The organism is Mesorhizobium sp. P2_C4, assembly GCF_056404575.1.
Genome location: NZ_JBFUDT010000008.1, coordinates 211,147 through 231,741 on the forward strand (window position 1 = coordinate 211,147; position 20,595 = coordinate 231,741).

General features: G+C 58.6%; 23 protein-coding genes and 3 pseudogenes. 18 read left to right on the forward strand and 8 right to left on the reverse strand.

The annotated features are described in order from the left end of the window. Nucleotides 1-76 precede the first annotated feature (76 nt). The 7 genes and pseudogenes from AC1DX6_RS26050 to AC1DX6_RS26080 all read left to right on the forward strand — a co-directional run. Nucleotides 77-796 (forward strand): ABC transporter permease, encoded by a 720-nt coding sequence (locus tag AC1DX6_RS26050; RefSeq protein WP_477318661.1) that lies wholly within the window; start codon nucleotides 77-79, stop codon nucleotides 794-796. Between the two features lie 21 nt (nucleotides 797-817). Beyond that, nucleotides 818-1,972 carry a phosphotransferase gene (locus AC1DX6_RS26055; RefSeq protein ID WP_477318663.1) on the forward strand — a complete coding sequence of 385 codons (1,155 nt, stop codon included), beginning with the start codon at nucleotides 818-820 and terminating at the stop codon, nucleotides 1,970-1,972. A 41-nt stretch (nucleotides 1,973-2,013) separates the two neighbouring features. Beyond that, nucleotides 2,014-3,228, forward strand: coding sequence for an aminotransferase class III-fold pyridoxal phosphate-dependent enzyme (locus tag AC1DX6_RS26060; protein WP_477318727.1), 1,215 nt, complete (start codon nucleotides 2,014-2,016; stop codon nucleotides 3,226-3,228). Nucleotides 3,229-3,292: 64 nt separating this feature from the next. Continuing rightward, nucleotides 3,293-3,424 (forward strand): annotated as a pseudogene (locus tag AC1DX6_RS26065) (glycine C-acetyltransferase); the annotation flags it as partial. Beyond that, nucleotides 3,424-3,657: pseudogene (locus tag AC1DX6_RS26070) on the forward strand (alcohol dehydrogenase catalytic domain-containing protein); the annotation flags it as partial. The pseudogenes AC1DX6_RS26065 and AC1DX6_RS26070, both read left to right, overlap by 1 nt. Before the next feature lie 107 nt (nucleotides 3,658-3,764). After that, the gene (locus AC1DX6_RS26075; RefSeq protein ID WP_477318665.1) at nucleotides 3,765-3,968 is read left to right on the forward strand and encodes a hypothetical protein; all 204 of its coding nucleotides are present in this window, start codon (nucleotides 3,765-3,767) and stop codon (nucleotides 3,966-3,968) included. 498 nt (nucleotides 3,969-4,466) lie between these two features. Beyond that, nucleotides 4,467-4,611 (forward strand): annotated as a pseudogene (locus AC1DX6_RS26080) (3-oxoacyl-ACP reductase); the annotation flags it as partial. Between the two features lie 54 nt (nucleotides 4,612-4,665). On the opposite strand, the gene AC1DX6_RS26085 reads toward AC1DX6_RS26080, so the two are convergent. Then, nucleotides 4,666-5,562: a LysR substrate-binding domain-containing protein gene (locus AC1DX6_RS26085; RefSeq protein WP_477318667.1), complete on the reverse strand. Its 897-nt coding sequence runs from the start codon at nucleotides 5,560-5,562 to the stop codon at nucleotides 4,666-4,668. Between the two features lie 134 nt (nucleotides 5,563-5,696). On the opposite strand from AC1DX6_RS26085, the gene AC1DX6_RS26090 reads away from it, so the two are divergent. The 4 genes from AC1DX6_RS26090 to AC1DX6_RS26105 all read left to right on the forward strand — a co-directional run bounded on the left by AC1DX6_RS26090 (nucleotide 5,697) and on the right by AC1DX6_RS26105 (nucleotide 8,496). After that, nucleotides 5,697-6,536: a transporter substrate-binding domain-containing protein gene (locus tag AC1DX6_RS26090; RefSeq protein ID WP_477318669.1), complete on the forward strand. Its 840-nt coding sequence runs from the start codon at nucleotides 5,697-5,699 to the stop codon at nucleotides 6,534-6,536. 13 nt (nucleotides 6,537-6,549) lie between these two features. Next, nucleotides 6,550-7,227 carry an amino acid ABC transporter permease gene (locus tag AC1DX6_RS26095; RefSeq protein WP_477318671.1) on the forward strand — a complete coding sequence of 226 codons (678 nt, stop codon included), beginning with the start codon at nucleotides 6,550-6,552 and terminating at the stop codon, nucleotides 7,225-7,227. A 158-nt stretch (nucleotides 7,228-7,385) separates the two neighbouring features. Continuing rightward, a complete protein-coding gene (locus AC1DX6_RS26100; RefSeq protein ID WP_477318729.1) occupies nucleotides 7,386-7,970 on the forward strand; it encodes an MBL fold metallo-hydrolase in 585 nt (194 codons plus the stop codon). 52 nt (nucleotides 7,971-8,022) lie between these two features. Next, nucleotides 8,023-8,496, forward strand: a complete 474-nt coding sequence (locus tag AC1DX6_RS26105; RefSeq protein WP_477318673.1) for an ATP-binding protein — start codon at nucleotides 8,023-8,025, stop codon at nucleotides 8,494-8,496. A 468-nt stretch (nucleotides 8,497-8,964) separates the two neighbouring features. On the opposite strand, the gene AC1DX6_RS26110 is transcribed toward AC1DX6_RS26105, so the two are convergent. Then, nucleotides 8,965-9,423 (reverse strand): hypothetical protein, encoded by a 459-nt coding sequence (locus AC1DX6_RS26110; RefSeq protein WP_477318675.1) that lies wholly within the window; start codon nucleotides 9,421-9,423, stop codon nucleotides 8,965-8,967. A 57-nt stretch (nucleotides 9,424-9,480) separates the two neighbouring features. After that, nucleotides 9,481-10,083: a hypothetical protein gene (locus AC1DX6_RS26115; RefSeq protein ID WP_477318677.1), complete on the reverse strand. Its 603-nt coding sequence runs from the start codon at nucleotides 10,081-10,083 to the stop codon at nucleotides 9,481-9,483. 96 nt (nucleotides 10,084-10,179) lie between these two features. On the opposite strand from AC1DX6_RS26115, the gene AC1DX6_RS26120 reads away from it, so the two are divergent. Continuing rightward, nucleotides 10,180-10,701 carry a helix-turn-helix domain-containing protein gene (locus tag AC1DX6_RS26120; RefSeq protein ID WP_477318679.1) on the forward strand — a complete coding sequence of 174 codons (522 nt, stop codon included), beginning with the start codon at nucleotides 10,180-10,182 and terminating at the stop codon, nucleotides 10,699-10,701. A gap of 439 nt (nucleotides 10,702-11,140) precedes the next feature. On the opposite strand, the gene AC1DX6_RS26125 is transcribed toward AC1DX6_RS26120, so the two are convergent. Both AC1DX6_RS26125 and AC1DX6_RS26130 read right to left on the reverse strand, forming a co-directional pair. Continuing rightward, on the reverse strand, nucleotides 11,141-12,166 hold the full coding sequence (locus AC1DX6_RS26125) for an alpha/beta hydrolase family protein (protein ID WP_477318681.1): 1,026 nt from the start codon (nucleotides 12,164-12,166) through the stop codon (nucleotides 11,141-11,143). Beyond that, nucleotides 12,156-13,769, reverse strand: coding sequence for an RcgA family putative transporter (locus tag AC1DX6_RS26130; protein ID WP_477318731.1), 1,614 nt, complete (start codon nucleotides 13,767-13,769; stop codon nucleotides 12,156-12,158). The genes AC1DX6_RS26125 and AC1DX6_RS26130 overlap by 11 nt, the downstream gene beginning before the upstream one ends. 267 nt (nucleotides 13,770-14,036) lie before the next feature. Between AC1DX6_RS26130 and AC1DX6_RS26135 the strand changes: the two genes are divergently transcribed. After that, nucleotides 14,037-14,381, forward strand: coding sequence for a hypothetical protein (locus tag AC1DX6_RS26135; protein ID WP_477318683.1), 345 nt, complete (start codon nucleotides 14,037-14,039; stop codon nucleotides 14,379-14,381). Here the strand turns inward: AC1DX6_RS26135 and AC1DX6_RS26140 are convergent. Genes AC1DX6_RS26140 through AC1DX6_RS26150 form a run of 3 tightly spaced genes read right to left on the reverse strand, consistent with a single transcriptional unit; the run spans nucleotide 14,378 to nucleotide 15,686 of the window. Continuing rightward, a complete protein-coding gene (locus AC1DX6_RS26140) occupies nucleotides 14,378-14,542 on the reverse strand; it encodes a hypothetical protein (protein WP_477318685.1) in 165 nt (54 codons plus the stop codon). The genes AC1DX6_RS26135 and AC1DX6_RS26140 overlap by 4 nt on opposite strands. After that, nucleotides 14,539-15,087, reverse strand: coding sequence for a thermonuclease family protein (locus tag AC1DX6_RS26145; protein ID WP_137935518.1), 549 nt, complete (start codon nucleotides 15,085-15,087; stop codon nucleotides 14,539-14,541). Before AC1DX6_RS26145 ends, AC1DX6_RS26140 begins: the two co-directional genes overlap by 4 nt. Beyond that, a complete protein-coding gene (locus AC1DX6_RS26150; RefSeq protein ID WP_095776129.1) occupies nucleotides 15,084-15,686 on the reverse strand; it encodes a hypothetical protein in 603 nt (200 codons plus the stop codon). Before AC1DX6_RS26150 ends, AC1DX6_RS26145 begins: the two co-directional genes overlap by 4 nt. A gap of 138 nt (nucleotides 15,687-15,824) precedes the next feature. Between AC1DX6_RS26150 and AC1DX6_RS26155 the strand changes: the two genes are divergently transcribed. From AC1DX6_RS26155 to AC1DX6_RS26175, 5 genes are read left to right on the forward strand one after another with little or no spacing between them, the layout of a single operon-like run. Further along, a complete protein-coding gene (locus AC1DX6_RS26155; RefSeq protein ID WP_477318688.1) occupies nucleotides 15,825-16,427 on the forward strand; it encodes a lytic transglycosylase domain-containing protein in 603 nt (200 codons plus the stop codon). A gap of 12 nt (nucleotides 16,428-16,439) precedes the next feature. Further along, the gene (locus tag AC1DX6_RS26160; protein WP_477318690.1) at nucleotides 16,440-16,754 is read left to right on the forward strand and encodes a TrbC/VirB2 family type IV secretion system protein; all 315 of its coding nucleotides are present in this window, start codon (nucleotides 16,440-16,442) and stop codon (nucleotides 16,752-16,754) included. 3 nt (nucleotides 16,755-16,757) lie between these two features. After that, nucleotides 16,758-17,051, forward strand: coding sequence for a VirB3 family type IV secretion system protein (locus tag AC1DX6_RS26165; RefSeq protein WP_023720449.1), 294 nt, complete (start codon nucleotides 16,758-16,760; stop codon nucleotides 17,049-17,051). Then, on the forward strand, nucleotides 17,048-19,450 hold the full coding sequence (locus AC1DX6_RS26170) for a VirB4 family type IV secretion/conjugal transfer ATPase (protein ID WP_477318693.1): 2,403 nt from the start codon (nucleotides 17,048-17,050) through the stop codon (nucleotides 19,448-19,450). Before AC1DX6_RS26165 ends, AC1DX6_RS26170 begins: the two co-directional genes overlap by 4 nt. Beyond that, nucleotides 19,434-20,591: a transglycosylase SLT domain-containing protein gene (locus tag AC1DX6_RS26175; protein WP_477318695.1), complete on the forward strand. Its 1,158-nt coding sequence runs from the start codon at nucleotides 19,434-19,436 to the stop codon at nucleotides 20,589-20,591. Before AC1DX6_RS26170 ends, AC1DX6_RS26175 begins: the two co-directional genes overlap by 17 nt. Nucleotides 20,592-20,595 lie beyond the last annotated feature (4 nt).

A 20,595-nucleotide genomic window follows, 5' to 3' on the forward strand; every position in this document is an offset into this window, starting at 1 on the left:
CTCACGACAGCGTTTCGTCGAACGGACTGCTCGGTGGAGCCTTGCTGGCACGGCAGCGCTCATCCTGATATTCCTGATGGCACCCCTGGTCATCATCGTCATCTTCTCCTTCAAGGACAGTGGCGATTTCACTTTCCCCATCCACGGCTGGTCACTGCGATGGTACCGGGACTTCTTCACGTCTCCGGCCTGGACCGGCGCCATGATCAACAGTCTGGTGATAGCAGTTGCAACAACTCTTCTGGCGACGCCGCTCGGAACGATGGCGGCACTCGGCCTGGCCAGCCCGGGATTGCCCGGCAAACGGCTCATTGAATCGCTTCTTCTGGTGCCGATGATCGCGCCGGTCGTCATCGTCGGCGTCGGCATGTATTTCGTCTTCTCGATGACCGGGCTGACCGCGACCTATCCGGGTCTGGTCATGGCGCATACGGCGCTCGCGACCCCCTTCGTGGTGGTGACGGTCTCCGCCGCATTGGCGAGCCTCGACCGCCGCCTCTTGTGGGCCGCAGCCAGCATGGGCGCCGCGCCGCTCGTTGCGTTCCGGCGCGTGACACTTCCCGCGATCGGCTCTGGCATCGCTTCAGGAGCGCTGTTCGCCTTTGCAACCTCACTTGACGAAGTGGTGGTGACGGTCTTTCTGGCAGGCCCGGGACAGCGGACCTTGCCGAGAGAGATGTTCACGGCCGCGCGCGACACGATGACGCCGACCATTGCAGCTGCCGCCACCGTCCTGATCGCCGCGTCGATATTCCTGCTTGCTGTCTCCGCGCTGGTTTCCCGGCGCAGGCCTTAGGCGAAAAGCCAATTTTGCCGGTTGCAGGCAATCCGGTTCGAAGGGGACAATGTGAGTAACAACCAACTGAACGATCTGGAAACGGAACGCTTCGAGCAGCGCATACGGCTGACGCTTGACGCTCCGGCTCCTGATTTTTCGACCGATGACGCTCGGCGCGTGGCGTCGGAGACGTTCGGGATCGAAGCGACCGCCACGCTGATGACCAGCGAGCGGGACCAGAATTTCCTCATCCGCACGCCGGCTGGGGATGGCTTCATCCTGAAAATCGCCAACAGCGCCGAGGACCTTTCGGTCCTCGACTTTCAGAATCAGGCGATGGAGACGGTGAGAATTCACGCGCCGGACATCCCTTCGCCCCGGATCCGTCGAACCCTTGATGGGAAACTGCTAGCGACGGTTTCGAGGGCGACAGCGACATACGGCGTACGCATGCTGGCCCATTTCCCCGGCCTGCCTCAGTCGCGCTGCGGCCCGTCAAGCGCCGCCTTTCGCCGTGAGATCGGCCGCGTGTCGGGAGCTATGGGGGCCGCGCTGGCTGCCTTATCCCATCCGAGCGCCGACTATCCGCTGCTCTGGGACATGAAACATGCGGCCCGACTGCGCCGTTTCCTGCCGTTCGTCGAGCAAGCGGAAGAACGGAGGCTGGTCGCCCTTGTTCTCGATAGATTTCACGACGACGCGCTTCCAATGCTGCGACAACTGCCGTCACAGCCAATCCACAATGATTTCAACCGCAACAACATCATACTCGATCCCGCTTCTCTTCGGCTGACCGGCATCATCGATTTTGGAGACGCCGTCGCCGCGCCGCGCATTGTCGATCTCGCCGTCACCGCCGCCCATCAAATCTACGATCAGGCCGATCCTTTGACTGCTGCCGGTGAGGTCGTCGCGGCCTATGGTTCGATCGTTCCGCTGTCGCTGCCCGAACTCCACCTGCTCCCGGTCCTGATCTGCACGCGGTTGATGATGCGCATCGCCATCAAAGGTTGGCGCCAGGCGACCTATCCGGAACGTCCAGCCTATTATGAGCCTGGGCTCGACGAGATGTATTTCAGCGCGGTGGAAACGCTGCTTGCCGGTAACGCGGCCGCTGAGCGTCTCGGCGATGCAGCTGGCCGTCGTGCGGATATGAATCGACAGGATAGCAAAAGTGCAAAGGATGACACGTGACCGATCTGATAACCCGTCGCGAAAAACTGCTTGGCCCCGGCATGCGGCAGTTCTACGAATTCCCTTTCCAGCCCGTGCGCGCCGAAGGCGTGTGGGTGCAGGATGCGGCCGGGCGCAAATATCTGGACGCGTACAACAACGTGCCGCATGTCGGGCACTGTCACCCGCATGTCGTGGCGCGCACCCTCGAGCAGTTGCGCACCCTGAACACCAACACGCGTTATCTCGACGAAACCATCCTCGCTTACGCTGAAAAGCTGCTTGCCACCATGCCGCCCGAACTCGACGTGTGCATGTTCACCTGCTCGGGGACGGAGGCGAACGAACTGGCATGGCGGCTTGCGCGCGCCTTCACCGGGGCAGGCGGCGCTATCGCGACGCGCAACGCCTATCATGGCAATTCCACCATCATCGATGCCCTCGACGTGGCTTCGGCGCCGCCCGGCGTCGTCAATGACTGGGTGGCGACCGTTCAGCCGCCGCCCCATGCACTGGGCGGCCTGCCGGCAACTGCCGCTGCCGACTACGCGGATGCATTCCTGCAAACCATCGCCACGCTAGCTGCGCGCGGGCATCGCCCCGCGGCCTTCTATTTCGACCCGCTTTTCGCCACCGACGGTCTGGCGCGTCCTCCTGCGGGATTTCTCGCGCCGGCGCTGGCTACCCTGCACGAGGCGGGCGGCCTGGCGGTGGCAGACGAAGTGCAGCCAGGGTTTGGACGCACCGGCCGCCACATGTGGGGTTTTCAGGATATCGGCATAAAGCCTGATATCGTTACCATGGGCAAAGCCACCGGCAATGGTCACCCGATCGGTGTCGTGGTGACGCGGCGCGAAATCGTCGAGGCGTTTCGTCGCCAGGGACGCTACTTCAACACGTTTGGCGGCAATCAGGTCTCCTGCGCCGCAGGCATGGCGGTGCTCGAAGTGCTTGAGCGCGAGAATCTCCTGGCGAATGCCGAGAACGTCGGCGCCTATCTGCATGCGGGATTGAACACGCTACGCCCGCGCCACGAACTTGTGGCCGATATTCGCGGCACGGGTTTGTTTATCGGGGTGGAATTGGCGGTGAATGGCAGGCCGGCAACGGCGGAAGCACGCCGCGTCATCAACGAGCTTTGTCGCCAGGGTGTGCTTGTCGGGCTCACCGGGCCGGGCCTGAGTGTCCTCAAGATCCGGCCACCAATGGTGTTCACGCGAGACAATGCCGATATGGTGGTTCAGGCTTTGGATACGGTATTGGCATCGCCGCGATAGCCGAAGAGCTTTTCGTTTCGCATTCGACGTATCGGCCGGCGGGCCCATTTGCCCGCCGGCCTTGTCGTGGAACCTACTGCCCAAGGGCAAAGCCCGGATCAGGACGCAGATGTCGGCCGCCCATTCGGCAGCCGATATCGACCGGGCAGTTGCAGCGTTCGGTGAGGTCGGCCGCGAACTCGGAGTGATTGGCTGATGTCCAACATGATGCCCGCACTCGTCAAAACTCGCGCCGAGCCCGGCATCTGGATGGAAGAGGTGCCGGAGATCGGCCCCAACGATGTGCTGATCAAGGTCAAGAAGACCGCCATCTGCGGCACCGACGTTCATATCTACAACTGGGATCAGTGGGCGCAAAAGACGGTGCCGGTGCCGATGGTGACCGGCCATGAATTCGTCGGCACGGTCGCCGATTTCGGCGCCGCGGTGCTGGTCGACGCTGGGTGGATGGCGCTTTCGCGCGACCGGGGAACCGCAAACCAGCAGATCGACCAGGGTTACGGCGTGGTCTGCGACGGGTGCTTGAAGATGTGATCGTGGCCCAGGCCAGCCAGGAAACACGGTATCCTCGCCATTCGTGCCGGCTCTGGAAAGTCCATCGGAGTTGCCACTCGGGGACTCGGGTCCGGATCCTGCCCAACCATAAGTGTGCGATGGCGGCCCTGCATGATTTCTACAGCATCGTCAACGGGGACAGCCCAACGATTGAAGCGCGTTGGGAGCGGATGCGCGGCTGGTAGGCGCGCAACGATGCCTCGGATGCCGCCCCACACAGAACAGGGCTGTGTAACCAGAATTTAGTCATTGAAACTACCAGCCCCACTAGGGATGGGCTGATCTAGGTCTGCAGACTTCCATGGGACATCGTTCGATTTCGTTGCCCCAGAACGAAGGTACGGGCTACCGTCGACTTCAACGCGGTCGCGGGACGTTTTTTCTCGGCCCCTGTGTTCGATCAAGCACTAGTCGGTCGAACGTTTGTGATCGCGGTGCAGCAAGGGCCATTTGTGGTGCCGTTGTGAACTTGAGGTCGGGATGCGGATGGCGGTGTAGATCCCGGCCCCTGATCGTCGGATCGATTTCTATGGAGGCGTTGCGATAGGGGTGGTTTCGAAGCTCCAGGATCTCTTGGCCTATGTGCTGGGGGCTGAGCATTCGTGCCTCGGACAACGGGTTGAGACCACGGCCATTTCGTGAATCTCACGCCCGTCGTATGCACTGCCTGGCAGCCTTGGCCCCCGCAAGCCAACAGCATTGCCGCCGAAACGGTGATGGATGTTTAGCGCGTCGCCGATGCCGTCGTCCACATGGCCAGCCGGCCTCTTGACGCCAATGTGCTGTTCATGACCGCAATGGTGCAAGATGCCGTTCGTTTGGCGAGGTTTCGCCCTAGTCGAATGCCCCCGACCTCGACAAGACACCGGTGCCATTGTGCCGTCAGCCTGACGGTCTCGACGCCTGGCCGACCAACCAGTCGACGAACCGGCCGATTACCGGATTTGCCAAACCTTCCTCATGGCATATGCAGTAATAGCTTCGGGAAGACGCGACACTGAGCGTCAGGGGTTGAACAAGTCTACCCTCATCCAGGTCCCTGAATGAAATGATATCGTTCGTGAGCGCAACGCCATGACCGTCGCGCGCTGCCTGAAGCACCATGGCAAAGTTATCGAAATAGATATCGGGCTCCACTGAACGTGGCACGCGCGCTTCGGTTAGCCAACGCCTCCACTGGTCGCCATCGTCTTCGTGGAGCAGGCGGTGTTTCAGGACGTCGCGCGGCTCGCGAATGGCGTTTGGGCCGCGCAGCAATTGTGGGCTGCACACTGGTGCCGCGTAGATGCTATGCAGAAGCCGCCACCAGAATCCGGTCCATGGCGGTTTGCTATAGACGATGGCGACGTCGATTTCCCGCCAGTCTACCTCTTCGAAGCCCACCGCCGTGCGCATCCGCACACGGATGCCCGGGTTCGCGTCGAGAAACCGAAAAATCCGCGCTGCAAGCCAGGTCGTGCCGAAAACCGAAGGCACAGATACTGTGAGGGTGGCCTTGGCGGCGGCGCTGTAGGCATCCGCCGATATTTCGTGGATCGATCCCGATATCTGCTGCATGGCTATGCCAACGCTCTTCTGCAGCGCGGTCCCACGATCCGTCAGCACAAGTCGGCGGCCGTGCTTCTCGAACAGGTCGAGACCGAGCGACAGCTGCAGTGCGCGCAATTGCTGGCTGACTGCGCCCGATGTCACATGGAGTTCGGCGGCAGCAGCAGCGATGCTACCCAGTCGAGAAACGCTTTCGAAGGTGCGAAGCGAATGAAGCGATGGGAGAGCCATTTGACCGCCAATAGTTTAGAAAAACTGCTCATACTTTCGCATAAAGATTTAGCTTGTTTGTCAAAAATACGCAACATAACGTCCCCTGCGCTGCCGCCGGGCAAGCCATGACAAAAACAAAGGGGAATCCAGACATGTTCCACGCGCCGATTTCTGCCTCAAGCAAACTCGCCCTGGGCGGTATGATCGCTACGGTGCTTTCCGTCGCCATGCCGACGGCGCAGGCCGCCGATTCAAGCCTCTTGCGCGACGGAGTGCTCAACGTCTGCACTGGCGGCGATTTCCCCCCAATGCAGTACTATGCCAATCCCGGAGACGAGAAGCTCGTCGGTTTCGAAGTCGATGCCGTGGACGCCATCGCCAAGCAATGGGGCGGCTCCACCAAATACGTGGTCGGCGACTTCAAGGGCCTCTTGCCATCGCTCGGCGCCGAGCGCTGCGATCTCGTCGCCAGCGGCATCATGGTGACCAAGGAGCGCCTCAAAGCGTATGACGCTGTTCCTTACTTTGTCTCGAACGTCGTGATGGTCACGGCCGCCTCGGATTCCGAGACCAAGTCGCCGCTCGACCTGAGCGGCAAAGTGCTGGCGATCGAGGCGGGCACCACTTATGAGAAGACGGCTGCGGAGCTCAACGTCGAACTGGCGAAAGCTGGCAAGGCGCCGGCGGAGATACAGACCTATCCTTCCGCATCCGCCGTCATCGAGCAGATTCTGGTCGGCCGTGCGGCGGCGACGATAACCCAGGACACAACGGCAGCGTTCCGCATCAAGCAGATGCCGGGCAGGTTGCAGGTGCCGTACAACTATGGCGACGGCGAAACCTATGGGATCTATCTGAGAAAGAGCGGTGACAATCGCGAGGCATTGGTGAAGGCCATCGAGACATTGCAGAGCAGCGGCGAGATGAAGACGCTGCTGCAGAAGTGGAACCTTCCCGAGACCGCCACCGACGTCAAGCACACGACCAACTGAGGGAAGTGCGGCCGTGTTCGACACCAACCTCTTCTTGACGGCGCTGTTCGGCTGGCCCCTCGCCAAGGGGGCCATGCTGACCTTGGCCCTTTCGCTTCTCGTGATGGCCGTCGCCTTGGCGATATCCCTGGCGACCGCGGCGCTGGCGACGTCAAAGCGGCGCTGGATCCGTCTGGCGATAGCCACTTTCGTCTGGCTCTTTCGTGGTGCACCGGCGCTGCTCGTGCTGCTGTTTATCTGGAATGGCCTGCCGCAGATTTCGGCGGTCTTCCGGTCGAGCTGGTTCACGCCTTTCATCGCGGCCTTTTTGGCCCTGACGCTGATCCAGATCGCCTACCTGACCGAGATCCTTCGCAGTTCCTATGCCTCCATCGGCAAGGGGCAATCGGAAGGTGCGGCGGCCCTTGGCCTGCACCGGGGTCAAATATTCTTCCTGATCATCTTGCCGCAGGCGCTGCGCGTTGCACTGCCGGCGCTGGTCAACGAGTTCATTTCGTTGCTGAAGGCAACCTCGCTGGCGACGGTCATTTCCTTGAAGGAGCTTATGACTGTCACCCAGTTTGCGATCGCCACCAGCTTTCGCTTCCTGGAATGGTATGGCGCAGCGCTGATCTACTACATGTCGATAGTATCGGTTCTTACCGTCTTCCAGATAAAGGTCGAGCGCATGCTCGCGCGGGGCCATCACTGATGTCGGCGCCCGCGCCTGGCGAGGTTTCCAACTGGTTTTCGCGCGAAATTCTCGGGCGGAGCATCACGCGGATATGGGAGCCGCATGTCCATCCCTATTTCAGAAGCAATATCTTTCATATTCGCGGGCGAGACGTCGATCTGATCATCGACGGGGGCATGGGTCTCGTGCCGCTCAGACCCACGCTGAACCTTGCTCCCGGCAAGCCGGTCGTCGCCGTTGCCACCCACATCCATGTCGATCATGTCGGAGCATTGAGCGAGTTCGAGATGAGAGCCGCCCATCGCGACGAGGCCGCATTTTTTGAAGGCATGGCGGACGAGCACACACTGGCTCATCTCTTTCGCCGGCAGCCGGATGCAGTCAGCAGGCCACCGCATGAGGCGTGGTCGTCGCAGCGTTTCCAGATCAGGCCGGCGCCATTGTCCCGAATTCTGGACGAAGGCAGCACCATAGAGACAGGAGACAGGTCGTTTCTGGTCGTTCATCTCCCGGGTCATTCGCCGGGATCGCTTGGACTCCTTGATGAACGCAACGGCGACTTCCTGGCCGGCGACGCTATCTACCGCGGGCGGCTGGTTGACGATCTTCCGGGTTCGGACGTGCAGGTCTATCGAAAGACAATGCTGCGGCTTCTGGACATGGAGTTCAGCCGGGCATATTGTGGACACGGTGAGATAATCGACCAGAATGAATTGCAATCGATTGCAAGAACTTATCTGGCTAGGGTCAGGACCCATTAATTTGTTGGGTTGAAGGCTGGCGGGTGATTCAAGGTGGCAGGAGGATGCTGCCTTGAGTGATTTGCTGATGTTGACGCCGGAGCAGATGCGCCGGATCGAGCCCTATTTTCCTTTGTCGCATGATGTCGCGCGTGTGGATGACCGCCGGGCGCTGAGCGGCATCCTGTTCGCTAACGCTCGCGGCCGCTTCTTCAATGTCGTCGATCTGGTCAACAACAGGCTCGACACCGAGACCCGCGCCGGTCGCCAGGGCCAAATTGCCGATCACCTGACCCGGCTCGACTTCGTCGTGCTCGATGAACTCGGCTATCTCTCCCAATCCGGTGGCCAATTGCTCTTCCATCTCATCAGCCGGCTCTACGAGCGCACCTCAATCATCATCACCACCAATCTCGCCTTCGGTGAACGGCCGAGCGTCTTCGGCGACGCCAAGACGACCGCGCTGCTTGATCACCTTACGGATCATGCGAGATCGTCGAAACCGGAAACGAATCCCTGGCGCTTCAAAAGCCGCGCTCAAAGCTAAATCCGAAAAGCCAATCAGGCGCGCCCGATCAGGCTGTGCAATTCCTTTTGCGCGAAAACATGGGTCCCGATTCCACGGTCATTGACACAGGATCGCCATGGACGCGTGCCTACAATTCTTCACGGACATTTCCAACCGGTCGCGGCTGTAAAATAGGTGTTCGGATTCCAATGGCTTAGCCCAGTTCCATAAGATAGATTATGCGACTTTTACAAGTGTAATCAATATTTATTTACATTTTAACGTATTGTAGGCCCTTATCCAAGTCTTTCCGATAGTCATAGACAGAAATAAGGTCAGCTTCCAACAGTCAAATCAACTTTAAGACAGATCGACAGATCGCTGTTAAATGGCCCCGTCTCACCGTCTGATTAAAACTCGGCGGTCGACTATGGACTATTCTTAACCGCCGGAGTCCCAAGTCAGACTATATCGGCCTTCGCTCGCTCGCGTCCCCTCTCGGCGCACTCACTTGTGCGGCACGCAATAGACTCCCTCGGATTCCATCAGTACCGCGCCACCCTTCAACTCGCTCAGTGCGCCGACCCACGCTTGCGAATAAGTACGGCTGGCATCCACGGCCGTCAGCCAAAGAACGCGATTGTCGGCCAATTCAACTTTAACTTCCTGCTGCAAAGGGCTCCCCTGCACAGTCTGTTGATAGTGGCGTTTGATCCTGACATTGCTGGCCGGAAACTCAGCTTCGTTGCTGCCGTAGTTCAGCACAAATCCAGTGTGGTCCTCAGCCACCGAACAACTGCCATCGCGCTCGCACACGATTTTGGCTGCGGTCTTGCAGTCCCATTTCAGTGAAGCCGGCCACATAGGGTTGTCCACGTTTGATCGCGGCTTGTCGCTCTGACCAGCCGCCGCCAACACTGCGCCTGTGTTCATAATCACAGTGGACAGGAGAAGCACCTTTAACACTTCAAACCTCCCTGAATTGTCACCCTCATAGCACCTCGTCCTGCGTGATCGCCTGGCTCATGGCATGTTGAGATTGAACCAGCTTTTCTGGCGCACGCCGTTCGCGTCATCATACTCGATGAACCAGGGCTTTCCGCGCGTCGGTCGAGGGATGGTGTAGTAGGTGGGGCCATTACCAAGGGAATGCCCTCGATCGTTTCCCGCGGTCTGGATTGTTGCCGCAACCACCTTACCGTCGATTTCGATTTGGACCGGACGTGATCCGTCTCCATAATGCCCGCCGAGGGCGTTGTTTTTGAAAACAACGGGCAAGGGGAGCCTATCAGCCGCGATGCGGCAGATGTTCCGTTCTTGACCTATGCCCGGCCGATCGGATTCAGAGCTGCCAACTGCTTGCCAGCCAGATGGACAATCCTCATACTTCTCATATCTCGCCGCGCTGGAGTTGGCTTGCGGACAGGTCGGCCAATTAAAACCCGGGGCTTCCATCGCCGCAATCAACTTGTAAATTGGCGGGTGGCACGAGGGGGTGCCTTGCCAATCGCCGGAAAGACATAGGAGAACCTGACAGCCCCATTCCGACGCTTTTGATTGGGATGGAAGAGCTGCGGCGCCCGCGATGGCGACGGCACCCCCTAGTAGGAATTTGAGTATGGTCATAGCCTTTTCCTCGCTGCAGATTTGACAGTTTACTATGGATGATCCGCGCGAAAAAGGACAGGTCGAAAAGGCAGGTTTGTGCGACTACATCGATTTATGAAACGAGACGACGGAGGGGTGGTCAACAACCCGTTGCGCGCCAACATTGCACTGGCGCTTGAGCGGGAGAGAGCCAGACGCGGCCTATCCCATATGCACATGGCCGAACTGTTTCGGACCGCCGAGGGCGAAAAACTGGCCTATCGAACCTACATTCAGACAGTGCGTCAGAAAAATAATGTCACATTGACGACGCTGCAGATCATGGCAAACGGCTTGCAAGTGTCTTTTGCAGGTCTGCTCGCCGGTGGTAAGAAAGTTCCGGAGTGGGTGCATCGGTTGGACGACAATGCGATCCGCAAGAGGCTGGCCCACATCATCGATATTGAGCGACAACGACGTACTTTGCACCGCTATGAGATGGCTGAGCTCATCGGCGTGGCGGAGGCGACATACACGAAGCTCGAACGCGCGAGCGGTAACATCAGCGTGGACACGATTGCCGCGATCGCCCAGGCGTTGAAACTTGATCCAGCGACCTTCCTCTTTTCCGAAAAGATCCCCAGAACTGACACCTAGCTAGCCGCCCCACGAGTGCTCCTAAACGGCCTATAATTCGCCCCAGCCGCCGCCGCTCCTATGCCCCTGTCGTCAGGCCCGGCGGCCGACTAGCGCCCCCCGCCGCGGCTGTCGGGCGGCCGCTGGCGTCATCGTCGGCTGTTGGCGCCAGGATGATAACGGGACTTTGACATGGACGACTGTGCCGGCGCCGTGAATGCTTGCTGATGAAGAGCTTCCCTTGAGGGTCGAAACCATATGAGAACAAGCCGTCAATCCTGCCGGCGCGTGTAGAGAAGAAGGGTGTCGTGGCCTTTTCGACAATTGCCAGCGTCATGCCTGCACCTTTGTCGGCCACTTCCAGGGGTCGGTTCCGCCAGGTGGCGCCCTACATTCATCACTTTTGTGTCGTGATGCCTGCCAGAGAATCTGCTGGTGAACGGACCGGCCAAAGCCAAACTCATGCCCGCCGGGCCGACTTGTCAGCACGCGACAGAAACCGCTTCAAGCTCAAACCGGCCAACAAAATATAAGGCGGTATGGCGAGCGAATAGTGACCGCAGTTTAATTCCATAATATTTGGCCTAGCCCCGGCGTCCTTCAGCCTCTGCATGAACCTCTCCGATAGCTCTGGCAACACCACTTTGTCTCTCTTAGCCAACACAACCTGTAGATCGAGGTCAGGCCGTGCCAAACTATGCGCGTAATTCTCCAAGTTAAGTGGACCCCAGGCCCTTCTGAGATCGGTCAGCTCAATCTCAGGCTCAAGGCTATCGCGTATCGATCGTGTCGCGCGGCCCGTCCAAACCATATCCGCTAGACTCCCCGCCGTCAGAAACAACGAGGCTTTTGACACAGCCAAATCGTGTGCCGCGACTATGGCCGCAACCCAGGAACCTAAGCTCATTCCGAGAACCGCAATCTCTCGATAGCCTTCGCTTTTCAACCAACGTATGAGTTTTCGCCCATCCAACACTGCCTGCCTTACAGATTGGATCGTTCGACCGAGATTAGGGCTAAGCATATAGTCGGCGTGCACAGAGCCGGGCCGGCTGCGTTCGAAGTGATAAGGCATAGCAATCTCGACAACCGTGGTGCCACGCTGCGAGAAAAAGTTGGCAATTTGACGATTCCGAGAGCTTGCATTCCAATGGTGAAAAATCACCATCGCCTGATTGAACGACCCGCTTTCTGTGATTTTCGCCGAGACGACATTGTTCTGTTCGATATCAGTAGATATGTCCGATGGAAATTTGAGCCACCCATCTAGCCTTTCAAACCCCTGATCACTCACATTCGGGTCATCGAAAAAGGCTGGATCAGCCACGGCTTGGTCCGCAAGGGCACAGAATTCCTCGATACTTGTTATCTTATTCGCATCTGGAAAGGCGAGTTCCGCGTTAAGGGCGAAATCGGTCGATTTCTTCCCTTCCTCACCGCGACGCGCCCGCCGCTCATCCCAATGATCAAGCCAACTATGATACACTCTGATTGTTTCCCAACTTAATCGCTTGCCGTCGCCCCAACCCTGGATCAAACAGGCCATATAGTGCGAACAGCACTCCAACGCCCAGAAGGATCGAAAAGCCAGCAAATGCATCGATCAGCAAGTAGCTAGCCACGAGTAACGCTACGATCGCTGACATCTTCCACAAAGACATACGAAACCGACGTTCGACACCTAAACGGATGGAGCCGTACAGAAATACAGCACAGGTCGAAATAGCGATAAGAAGGCTACTATAATGGGTCGGCCTACGGTAGCTGATCACCGCGCTCACATCATTTCGCCCATAGAAGGCGGAAGACATATCGCCGACCAACCACGCCACAATATTCTCCCCACGCGATGTCAGGTAAGCACTCTGGAGCTTCATGACTATGGCGATCAGAAGCCCCAAAACAGTACACCGAAAAATCGCACGCATAACCCTGAGGCTGGCTTCATGGAGCCCGTATTGATAATCCACCTCGGGCGGATTACTCGCTGCTTTCCCAATTCTCCAAAGATCATGGATCACTGTATAAAGCAAAATTAGGCCTACGAAGAACAGATAAAAACATAGGCACATGTATAGGTAAGCGAGCCCCGTGAATACGATCGCTTCCGGCACCGATATAACTTCAGGGCGCACAATCGCTAACGAGCCCCAGTCCGTCGCATAGCTGCCACCACCTTTGAGCAACGGGATTAAAGACACGCCGATCCACTGAAAAAGACCGGCGAATACCACACAAATCAAAAGAACCGCCCAATATGAATACGAATAAGCTTGTACGCTGCGCGCCCAGGCATCGTCGCTTTCCATCTTGTCGCCCTGCGCTACAAGCTTTGGGCGGCCTTCATCTTTCCAAAAGGTCACCAGCTCTGTCACGAAGGCAAAAAACAGTGGCAAAAGTACCATGAAGACGAATGTCCAATTCGCTGTCCAAAGAAACCCAACCTGCTTGACGACGCCATCCGCCCGGCCATATGTCACGCTGTGAATCCCCGTAAGATACGACAAAAACCCAAGAGCGGTGACACCCGCAAACACCGACGCCGGTAAATTCAGGGGAGATCCGTGACTAAAAAACGCCTCCGATTTCCTCGCCAAACTAAAATGCTGGCTTGGCCCCTTGGCGTCAGTATCCCGTGTGGGCTCTGCCGGGGGGTCTGTCTCATAATCGAAGGTCGTAGTCAGTGCCGTATCTGGAATCTCTTCTGCAACGCTGCTTCCGGCTCTCTTCCATTCTCGTCTCTTGGCCGATAACCGCGATTGGGCCGCGCTAAGCTCCATCTGCCATTCGCTAGTTGCGGCCGGATCATCGCATCCAAAAACCCTCGCCAGCCAACGAATGTTGGCAGTGCTAATTCCCTTGTCGTTCTCTTGAAACCAAAGCTGCACCGTTCGCAGATCGACCCCAACCCGGTTAGCATCAATCTGTGAAATCGCCTCTGCAAGGAGCTCGGGCGTCCATGGGCCTGCAGGAAACCCGTCTTTGCCCAACAGTCGACCCGCACCTGCCGCCGCCAGTCGTTTGAACAATTCTTTGAAATCACTCCCATCGTTAGGCGGAGGGAGAAATAATTTTCCGTTCCTAAACAACAACTTATAGGCTCTAGTTTCGTTCCGTTTCGCCAGGCTTCGTATCCTATCGTGCCTTCGTCCTCAATCAACGTTTTTATCAACTCGATTTGGCCGGCACGCCTACAATCTGAAACGTTTTGTCTGGTGGCAGCGGCGGAGTGTGACCGCATGAGTGAAAGTTGGGGAAGCTACGGGCCAGGAGCCTGAGAAACAGAGGATGAACCCCCTATTTTTCTCGCCTGCCGAAGTATCATTTACGAATTGTCATGGGCGAGGAGCCGGTCAATGCCTATTCAATTGGTCTGTCGCAACGGAGTGATGGCAACGGCTGAAGACGTCACGAAACTGATTGCGGAACATCGTCAGAGCGTCGCTGAACTTGAACGTATCGGCAAGCGTGCGATGGAGGCAGAGGGTACGGATGCTATCTTGCTGGGTCAGAGACTGGACGCGGTCATGGCGGAAGAGGCCGCGGTGCGAAGGCGTGCTGCCATTGCTCCAGTAGCCACTATCGAGGAAATGAAAATGAAGGCTGCTTACTTTGAACGACTGACGGCTCATGACTGGTGCGAGGTTGATGTCGACGATCTTCGCGCGTTGCTCGGTTCCTTCGCGAAACTCCGGTCCTAGGAGAAGAGCGCTGAAATCCATGCAGCCACGGTGTTCCAGGCCGCATAAAGCCCTGCAGGCACCAAGATGATCGCCAAGAACGCCGCAGCTCCGCCAATAGCGCCGTCGCCGCGTCTTTCCACGGGATAGTAATATTTGTGCGCCTCATCGTCGTGCTTCATTCTTGTCTCTCCGATCGCTTATTTAGCAGCAGCTGAACAGGGTGCTGAAACGTCGTGCCCCACAAACCTGCACGTTTCATCTTAGCGTTGATTTCCGCGACGAGGTAGTTCTCATTGACGGCTTTGCCCTTTGCTGTCGTTGCGGCAAACGCGTATCCGGTCGCTATGAGCGCGGTGCCGACGTCGATTGTGTCGCCATTCAGCTGCGCACCGCAGACGACAAAGGCCGCCTTGTCGAGGGCGTAGCCGATTGGCTGGCATGTCACCGCCGCGCTATCGAACAGTGCTGCCAGATGCGCCAGCGAGATGTTCCCGCAATCGAGTTTGTTCCCATTTCGCTGTTCAGCCGACGTGCCGCGAAGACATGACTGCACGCCATAGAGGCGGAAAAGGTGGTCGCCGTCACGCCAGGTATCTCCGGTCAGCAGTTGAGCCGATTTCGATACCGCGAAGGGCGTTGGCGCGGCAGATTCGGATGCACCCTGGGCCTGTGCCGATGCGCACAAACCAAAAGCGGCCAGCACTGCAAAGCGCGCCTGTTTCATTCCTGGAACTGTCCACCGAGGTCGGCGGAGTGCTCCAGATCGGGGCGCAGCGACTTGCCGTCCTTGTTGCGTCCGATTGCGGCCATGCCGAAGAAAACCATTTCGTCATCGTCGTAGGCGACGTTGTACGGGTCGTTTGTATTGCCCGCACCCACGAGAGAAAAACACGACACGGCGTCGGGTTCCCCCTTCCTGCTCTGCAGCACAAGCGTTTTGCAAAGCACGACAGAAGCACGATGGTTGTAGATTCCTTCTTCATAGTCCTGCGCGGCCTTCGTGCAGTCCCACGCCTGCGTCTTGTAGGTAATCTTTGGATTTGGGCAGGCGGCGAGGCCGCGCAGTCGATAGGCCACGCCGTTGATGACGCGCTCGGTCGCCGACGACGCCTTAACCGGCGAACTGAGGGTCGCCGCGTCGCGCTGAAAGAGCGCGCCTTTCGCATCGTAGCGCTCATAGACGAACACCTTCTCGCCCGGCTTGGCAAACTGGAGCAGGTAGTGTTCCGACGGCTGCGCGAAGGCATTTGGAGCGTCGGCGCCGGCAGCATAAGCCGCGGTGCCCTGGAGCAGCAAAGCCGTGCAAAGGGCAATCTGTTTCATCGAAATCCGTCCCTGCGGTGCATATGGTGTTGACACTTTACTAGGGCTGCGTGTAGCCATAGTAAAGTGTTAAATTTTGGCGACAGTATGAACACTCGAACAGCTCTTCTGCTCACCCTGTGTGCCGCTACAATGCCCTTGGAAGCGCACGGCCGGGATCTGGCATCAGACCGCGTCGCGGTCGCCTTTGCAACGCCGGCGCAAGCCCTTACCTCAGTCGGGGCGCAGAGGCCTGGGGCGTGCAAGACCGGAAACCGTACTGAAGTCGCCGAACTTGTGCGTTCAGTCGCGCTGGACGAAGGCTTCGACGCCGATCTGGCCGAGGCGATCGCATGGGCTGAAAGCGATCTCGGCGCCAATCAGGGTCCGTCCAAGGCCGGAGCCCTTGGGATCATGCAGTTGATGCCGGGGACGGCGGCCGATCTCGGCGTGAGCGACCGTTGCGATACGCAGGCGAATGTTCGGGCTGGCTTGCGCTATCTGAAGTCACTCTATGACGAGTTCCAGGATCCGCTGCTGATGCTGGCGGCATATAACGCCGGCCCCAACAGCGTCTACAAGGCGCAGGGCGTTCCGGTGAATCCGGAGACCGCGGAATACATCGTGAAAATCCTCAACCGCTGGAAGTTCGGCGGTGTCGCGAAGAAGCCCGTCCTGACCAAATCCGAAATGTTCGCGGCCGGTCCGCCAGCAAGCGGAGACGCTTGGCAGGAGGGTCATGTCATGGATTTCGGCAACTGAAAGGAGCCAAGGGTGGAATACAAGAAAGCAGGCAAATTTGCTCTGAAACTGGCCTTGGCCTCGGCGGTCGGAATAGCTCTGGCGCCAGCCACCGCATACGCCCAATCGGCGGCGCCAGTCGAAAACGTGCTGGAATGGTTCGTCGGCGTTCTGCAGGGCAACATAGCGCGCTCATTTGCCATCATCGCGGTCTGTTTTCTCGGCTTCCTCGCCATGACGGGACGGCTGGCGTGGATGATGGCTTTTTCCATCATCATTGGCATCGCTCTGATCTTCGGCGCTGCCCAGCTGGTGGACGCGGTTCGCGCCACCGCGGGAGGCAGCTGAGCCATGGACGACGAGGAAGTCTATGTCGAGCCGGTCAGTCTGCCACTGACACGCCCCCCGATGAAATGGGGGGTGCGATATGAAGTTTTTGCATTGAACGGCATCCTGGCGGTGATCGGCTTTATCGCCACGAGCAGCTTCATGCTCGGTCTTGGCGTGTTCGGCGTGGTGCATCTGGTCAGCGCATATTTGTGCCAGCGCGATCCCTACATGTTTCATATTTTCGAGCGGCGCGTCTCCAAACGCGGAGCGGTGGCGAATCTCACTTTCTGGGGGGCGAGGAGCTATTCGCCATGAGCCTCGATGCTGACCTGAAATTTGGCCGTGAGCGCCGCCGCGAAAAGCCGGCTGCGATGCACATCCCCTACCTTCGCCATGTCGATGACAATCTGATCGTGACGAAGAGCGGCTTTCTGGTCGGCGCCATCCGGCTCAGCGGCCTGCCATTCCAGACCATGGACCAGGCCGAGTTGAACAGCCGAATGTTCAACCGCAACACCACGTTCCGCAATCTTTCGACCTCTCGGTTTGCGGTCTACACAACGATCATCCGCCGTCACGTGACGCCGGAGATCGAAGGCGACTTTGACAATCCTTTCGTGGCCGAGCTCGACGCCCGCTACATGGACGAGCTTGGCTCGAAAAACCTCTTCGTCAACGAGGCGTATCTGACGGTCATACGGCGCCCGATGGTCGGCCGGGTCGGCTGGGTGGACAAGGCGCTCAATGCATTCCGTATCAGCACCGCTGGCGAAGAAACCCGCGAAGAGGCAATAGCCGAACTGCATGACATCCTCGACGGCATGGTCAAGGATTTCAGCGCATATGGGGGACGTCTTCTCGGTGTCGTGAAGCGCCGCGACAGCTTCTTTTCCGAGCCCGCCGAATTTCTGGCGAAAATCCTCGCCGGTGGTGGCGACGTGGAAATGCCTTTGCCGCGCATGTCCCTTGGCGATGTGCTGGCGACGCGGCAGCTGTTTTTCGGCAAGTCGGCGCTGGAACTTCGCGGTCCGGACCAAGCCAAGCTCGGCGCCATGGTGTCAATCAAGGAATATCCGCCGTTCACCGCGCCGGGCTCTTTGGACGGTCTGTTGCGACTGCCGCATGAGTTTGTCCTGACGCAAAGTTTCGCGATCGAAGACCGTGTCACGGCGATGCGCAGGATCAACACTATCGCCAACCAGGTCGAGGGTTCCGACGAGGCGGGCACGACGGTCGAGGTCTCCGTCCACGACGGTGCCGACAAGCTGGCTGGCGGCGAAGTCGTATTCGGACAACATCACATGAGCGTCATGGCATTGGCGCCGGACATGACTGGTCTCAATCGTGCGCTATCCGACATCACGGCCGAACTTTCGCGCATGTCGATCGTGCCGGTCCGCGAGACACTGAACACGGAACTAGCCTTCTGGGCGCAGTTGCCGGGAAATTTCAGCTACATCGCGCGACGTGCGTTGATCTCGTCGCTGAATTTCGCCGGCCTTTTTTCCGGACACAATTTCCCGTCCGGCCAACGTGACCGGCTGCATTGGAAACGGCCCATCGCCTTGCTCGAGACGACCAGCCAGACAGCCTACTATTTCAATTTCCACGTACACGATGTCGGGCACTTCACGGTGTTCGGCCCGACCGGCTCGGGCAAGACCGTGGTGCTGTCGTTCCTGATGGCGCAGGCCATGCGCATCATGCCGCGGCCGCGATGTGTTTATTTCGACTACATGCGCGGCGCCGAGATCTTCGTTCGGGCGCTCGGCGGTCGTTACGAGGTGATGGAACCCTCTCAGCCGACCGGGTTCGCGCCATTGCAGCTTGATGACACGGCGGAAAACCGTTCTTTCCTGGAAGATTTACTCCTCTACATTCTTACGCCGGAAGGCGGCGCGCTTGATGTGGCCGAGATGCGCGTCATCAACGCGGCCGTCGACATGATCTACAAGATACCGCGCGAACAGCGGACCTTCGACCTGCTGCCGGAAGTGCTGCGGGGCTCGCTCATGCCTGGCATGAATGATCTGGCGGCGCGGATACAACCCTGGCTCGACGCGAAGGACAAGGGCTGGCTTTTCAACAATCCCGTCGATCTGGTCGATTTCTCGAAACCCGTTGTCGGGTTCGACATGACGAAGATCCTGGGCGACCGAAAGCTGCGCTCGGCGGCGTTGCTCTACATCTTCCATCGTCTCGAGGACGTCATCGACGGCTCGCCGATCATGCTTTTCCTCGATGAAGGCTGGAAGCTGCTGGACGACGAGGTTTTCGCCGCTTTCATCAATGAGACGCTGAAGACCATTCGTCGCCGCAACGGCGTGGTCGGCTTTGGCACGCAGACAGCAGAAGACGTCGTCAACTCCTCCATCTCGTCGTCACTGATCGAGCAAACGAAGACCAACATTTTCTTCCCCAACCCCAAGGCGAGCAAAGAATCCTACGTGGAGCGCTTCTCGCTGACAGCGAAGGAATTCGAGTTCGTGCGCCGAACCGCGAAGGAAACACGCACCTTCCTCGTCAAGCACGACAGCGACTCGATCGTCGCCAAGCTCGATTTGTCGGCAATGCCCGATCTCATCAAGGTCTTGTCCTCGAACGAAGCCAACAGCAAGGAATGCGCCCGGCTCCGGGAGACCTTCGGCGACGAGCCGGAGATGTGGTTGCCTTACTTCTGCGGATGGGAGGACGAGCATGACGAAGCGGCTTAGCAGCTTTTGTCTGGCCGTGGCTCTCGCGACAGCGGAAAGCATGACCGTGGCTGTCGCTCAGATCGCGGTCATCGACGGGCCGAACCTCGACAAGCGGCAAGAGGACGAGCAGCACAGCACGAAGTCAGATGAGTCTAAGAAGGACGAAACCGACAGGAAGAAAAGCGTCGTCTGCACCTATTCGAACAAATACCGCTCGCAGATGTTTCGCCGGTCGCCTGCCGAAGCGTTGCAGCGCGACGCGGGCAACGTGAAGATGATCCGCTATTATGCGCAAAAGTACGGTGTGCCCGAAGGCCTGGCGCTTTCCGTTGCCTATCAGGAATCGCGCTTCGACACATGCGCCGGGAGCCACACCGGCGTCAAAGGCGTCATGCAGCTGACCAAGGGCACTGGCAAGTCCATGGGACTGGACCGCGACGTGAACGAGCAGAATGTCGAAGGCGGCGTCAAATATCTCGGAATGGGCGTGAAGCAATGCGGCGCGACGAGTTACAGCTGTCTCGCCTCCTTCTACAACGGATCGAACGCAGGCGAGCAGAACCAATGGGCCGGCGGCGTCGGCCGCTGGAACAGCTACTTCAACGACTATGTATCGAACGGCAAGGCTCCCGCCGCCGCGCCGCCACCATTCTCGATCGTAACGGCCGACGGCGCCGGCGGCACGGCTCAGGAAGCGGCCATGGGCACGGTGAGGAAGGCGGCTGGCGGCCTTGATGCAAGCTCATCGCAGATGGGCGCCAACAATGCTGCAATCGACGCGCTGGCGGGCAACGTTGGCCAGGTTACCGAATACAAGGATGCGTGGGAGCTGAACTCGTCGGCTCGTGGGATCAACGCCGATGTCACCAACCAGTACCTCGCCCAGGCGGGGGATTTTACGACGTTGCTGGCCCAACTTCTATCGTTGCAGAATGTTCAGGCATCGCAGTCGTCAAAGCTGGTGCAACAGCCGAACAGCGGCTCTCCAAACCCGTTCTCTTGTGATCCCGCGGAATTGGAGCGGTTGAGGATCGATCGCGGCCGGTGGCTACCATGCGCACTTGAGAACGCGGCGGCAAGCTCGGCCGACAGCAGCTCGATGACCATCACCACCGACCCTGCTGGCGCTGCCAGCGTGATCAATTCTCTACAGCAATAGGAGG

Excerpts from the sequence above, each read along its gene's own strand:
- AC1DX6_RS26170 (WP_477318693.1), top strand. The coding sequence starts at position 17,048 with ATGAGCCTCGATGCTGACCTGAAATTTGGCCGTGAGCGCCGCCGCGAA.
- AC1DX6_RS26150 (WP_095776129.1), bottom strand. The coding sequence starts at position 15,686 with ATGAAACAGATTGCCCTTTGCACGGCTTTGCTGCTCCAGGGCACCGCG.
- AC1DX6_RS26060 (WP_477318727.1), top strand. The coding sequence starts at position 2,014 with ATGCGGCAGTTCTACGAATTCCCTTTCCAGCCCGTGCGCGCCGAAGGC.
- AC1DX6_RS26085 (WP_477318667.1), bottom strand. The coding sequence starts at position 5,562 with ATGGCTCTCCCATCGCTTCATTCGCTTCGCACCTTCGAAAGCGTTTCT.
- AC1DX6_RS26145 (WP_137935518.1), bottom strand. The coding sequence starts at position 15,087 with ATGAAACAGGCGCGCTTTGCAGTGCTGGCCGCTTTTGGTTTGTGCGCA.
- AC1DX6_RS26120 (WP_477318679.1), top strand. The coding sequence starts at position 10,180 with ATGAAACGAGACGACGGAGGGGTGGTCAACAACCCGTTGCGCGCCAAC.
- AC1DX6_RS26050 (WP_477318661.1), top strand. The coding sequence starts at position 77 with ATGGCACCCCTGGTCATCATCGTCATCTTCTCCTTCAAGGACAGTGGC.
- AC1DX6_RS26115 (WP_477318677.1), bottom strand. The coding sequence starts at position 10,083 with ATGACCATACTCAAATTCCTACTAGGGGGTGCCGTCGCCATCGCGGGC.
- AC1DX6_RS26100 (WP_477318729.1), top strand. The coding sequence starts at position 7,386 with ATGGGTCTCGTGCCGCTCAGACCCACGCTGAACCTTGCTCCCGGCAAG.
- AC1DX6_RS26165 (WP_023720449.1), top strand. The coding sequence starts at position 16,758 with ATGGACGACGAGGAAGTCTATGTCGAGCCGGTCAGTCTGCCACTGACA.
- AC1DX6_RS26135 (WP_477318683.1), top strand. The coding sequence starts at position 14,037 with ATGCCTATTCAATTGGTCTGTCGCAACGGAGTGATGGCAACGGCTGAA.
- AC1DX6_RS26090 (WP_477318669.1), top strand. The coding sequence starts at position 5,697 with ATGTTCCACGCGCCGATTTCTGCCTCAAGCAAACTCGCCCTGGGCGGT.
- AC1DX6_RS26175 (WP_477318695.1), top strand. The coding sequence starts at position 19,434 with ATGACGAAGCGGCTTAGCAGCTTTTGTCTGGCCGTGGCTCTCGCGACA.
- AC1DX6_RS26140 (WP_477318685.1), bottom strand. The coding sequence starts at position 14,542 with ATGAAGCACGACGATGAGGCGCACAAATATTACTATCCCGTGGAAAGA.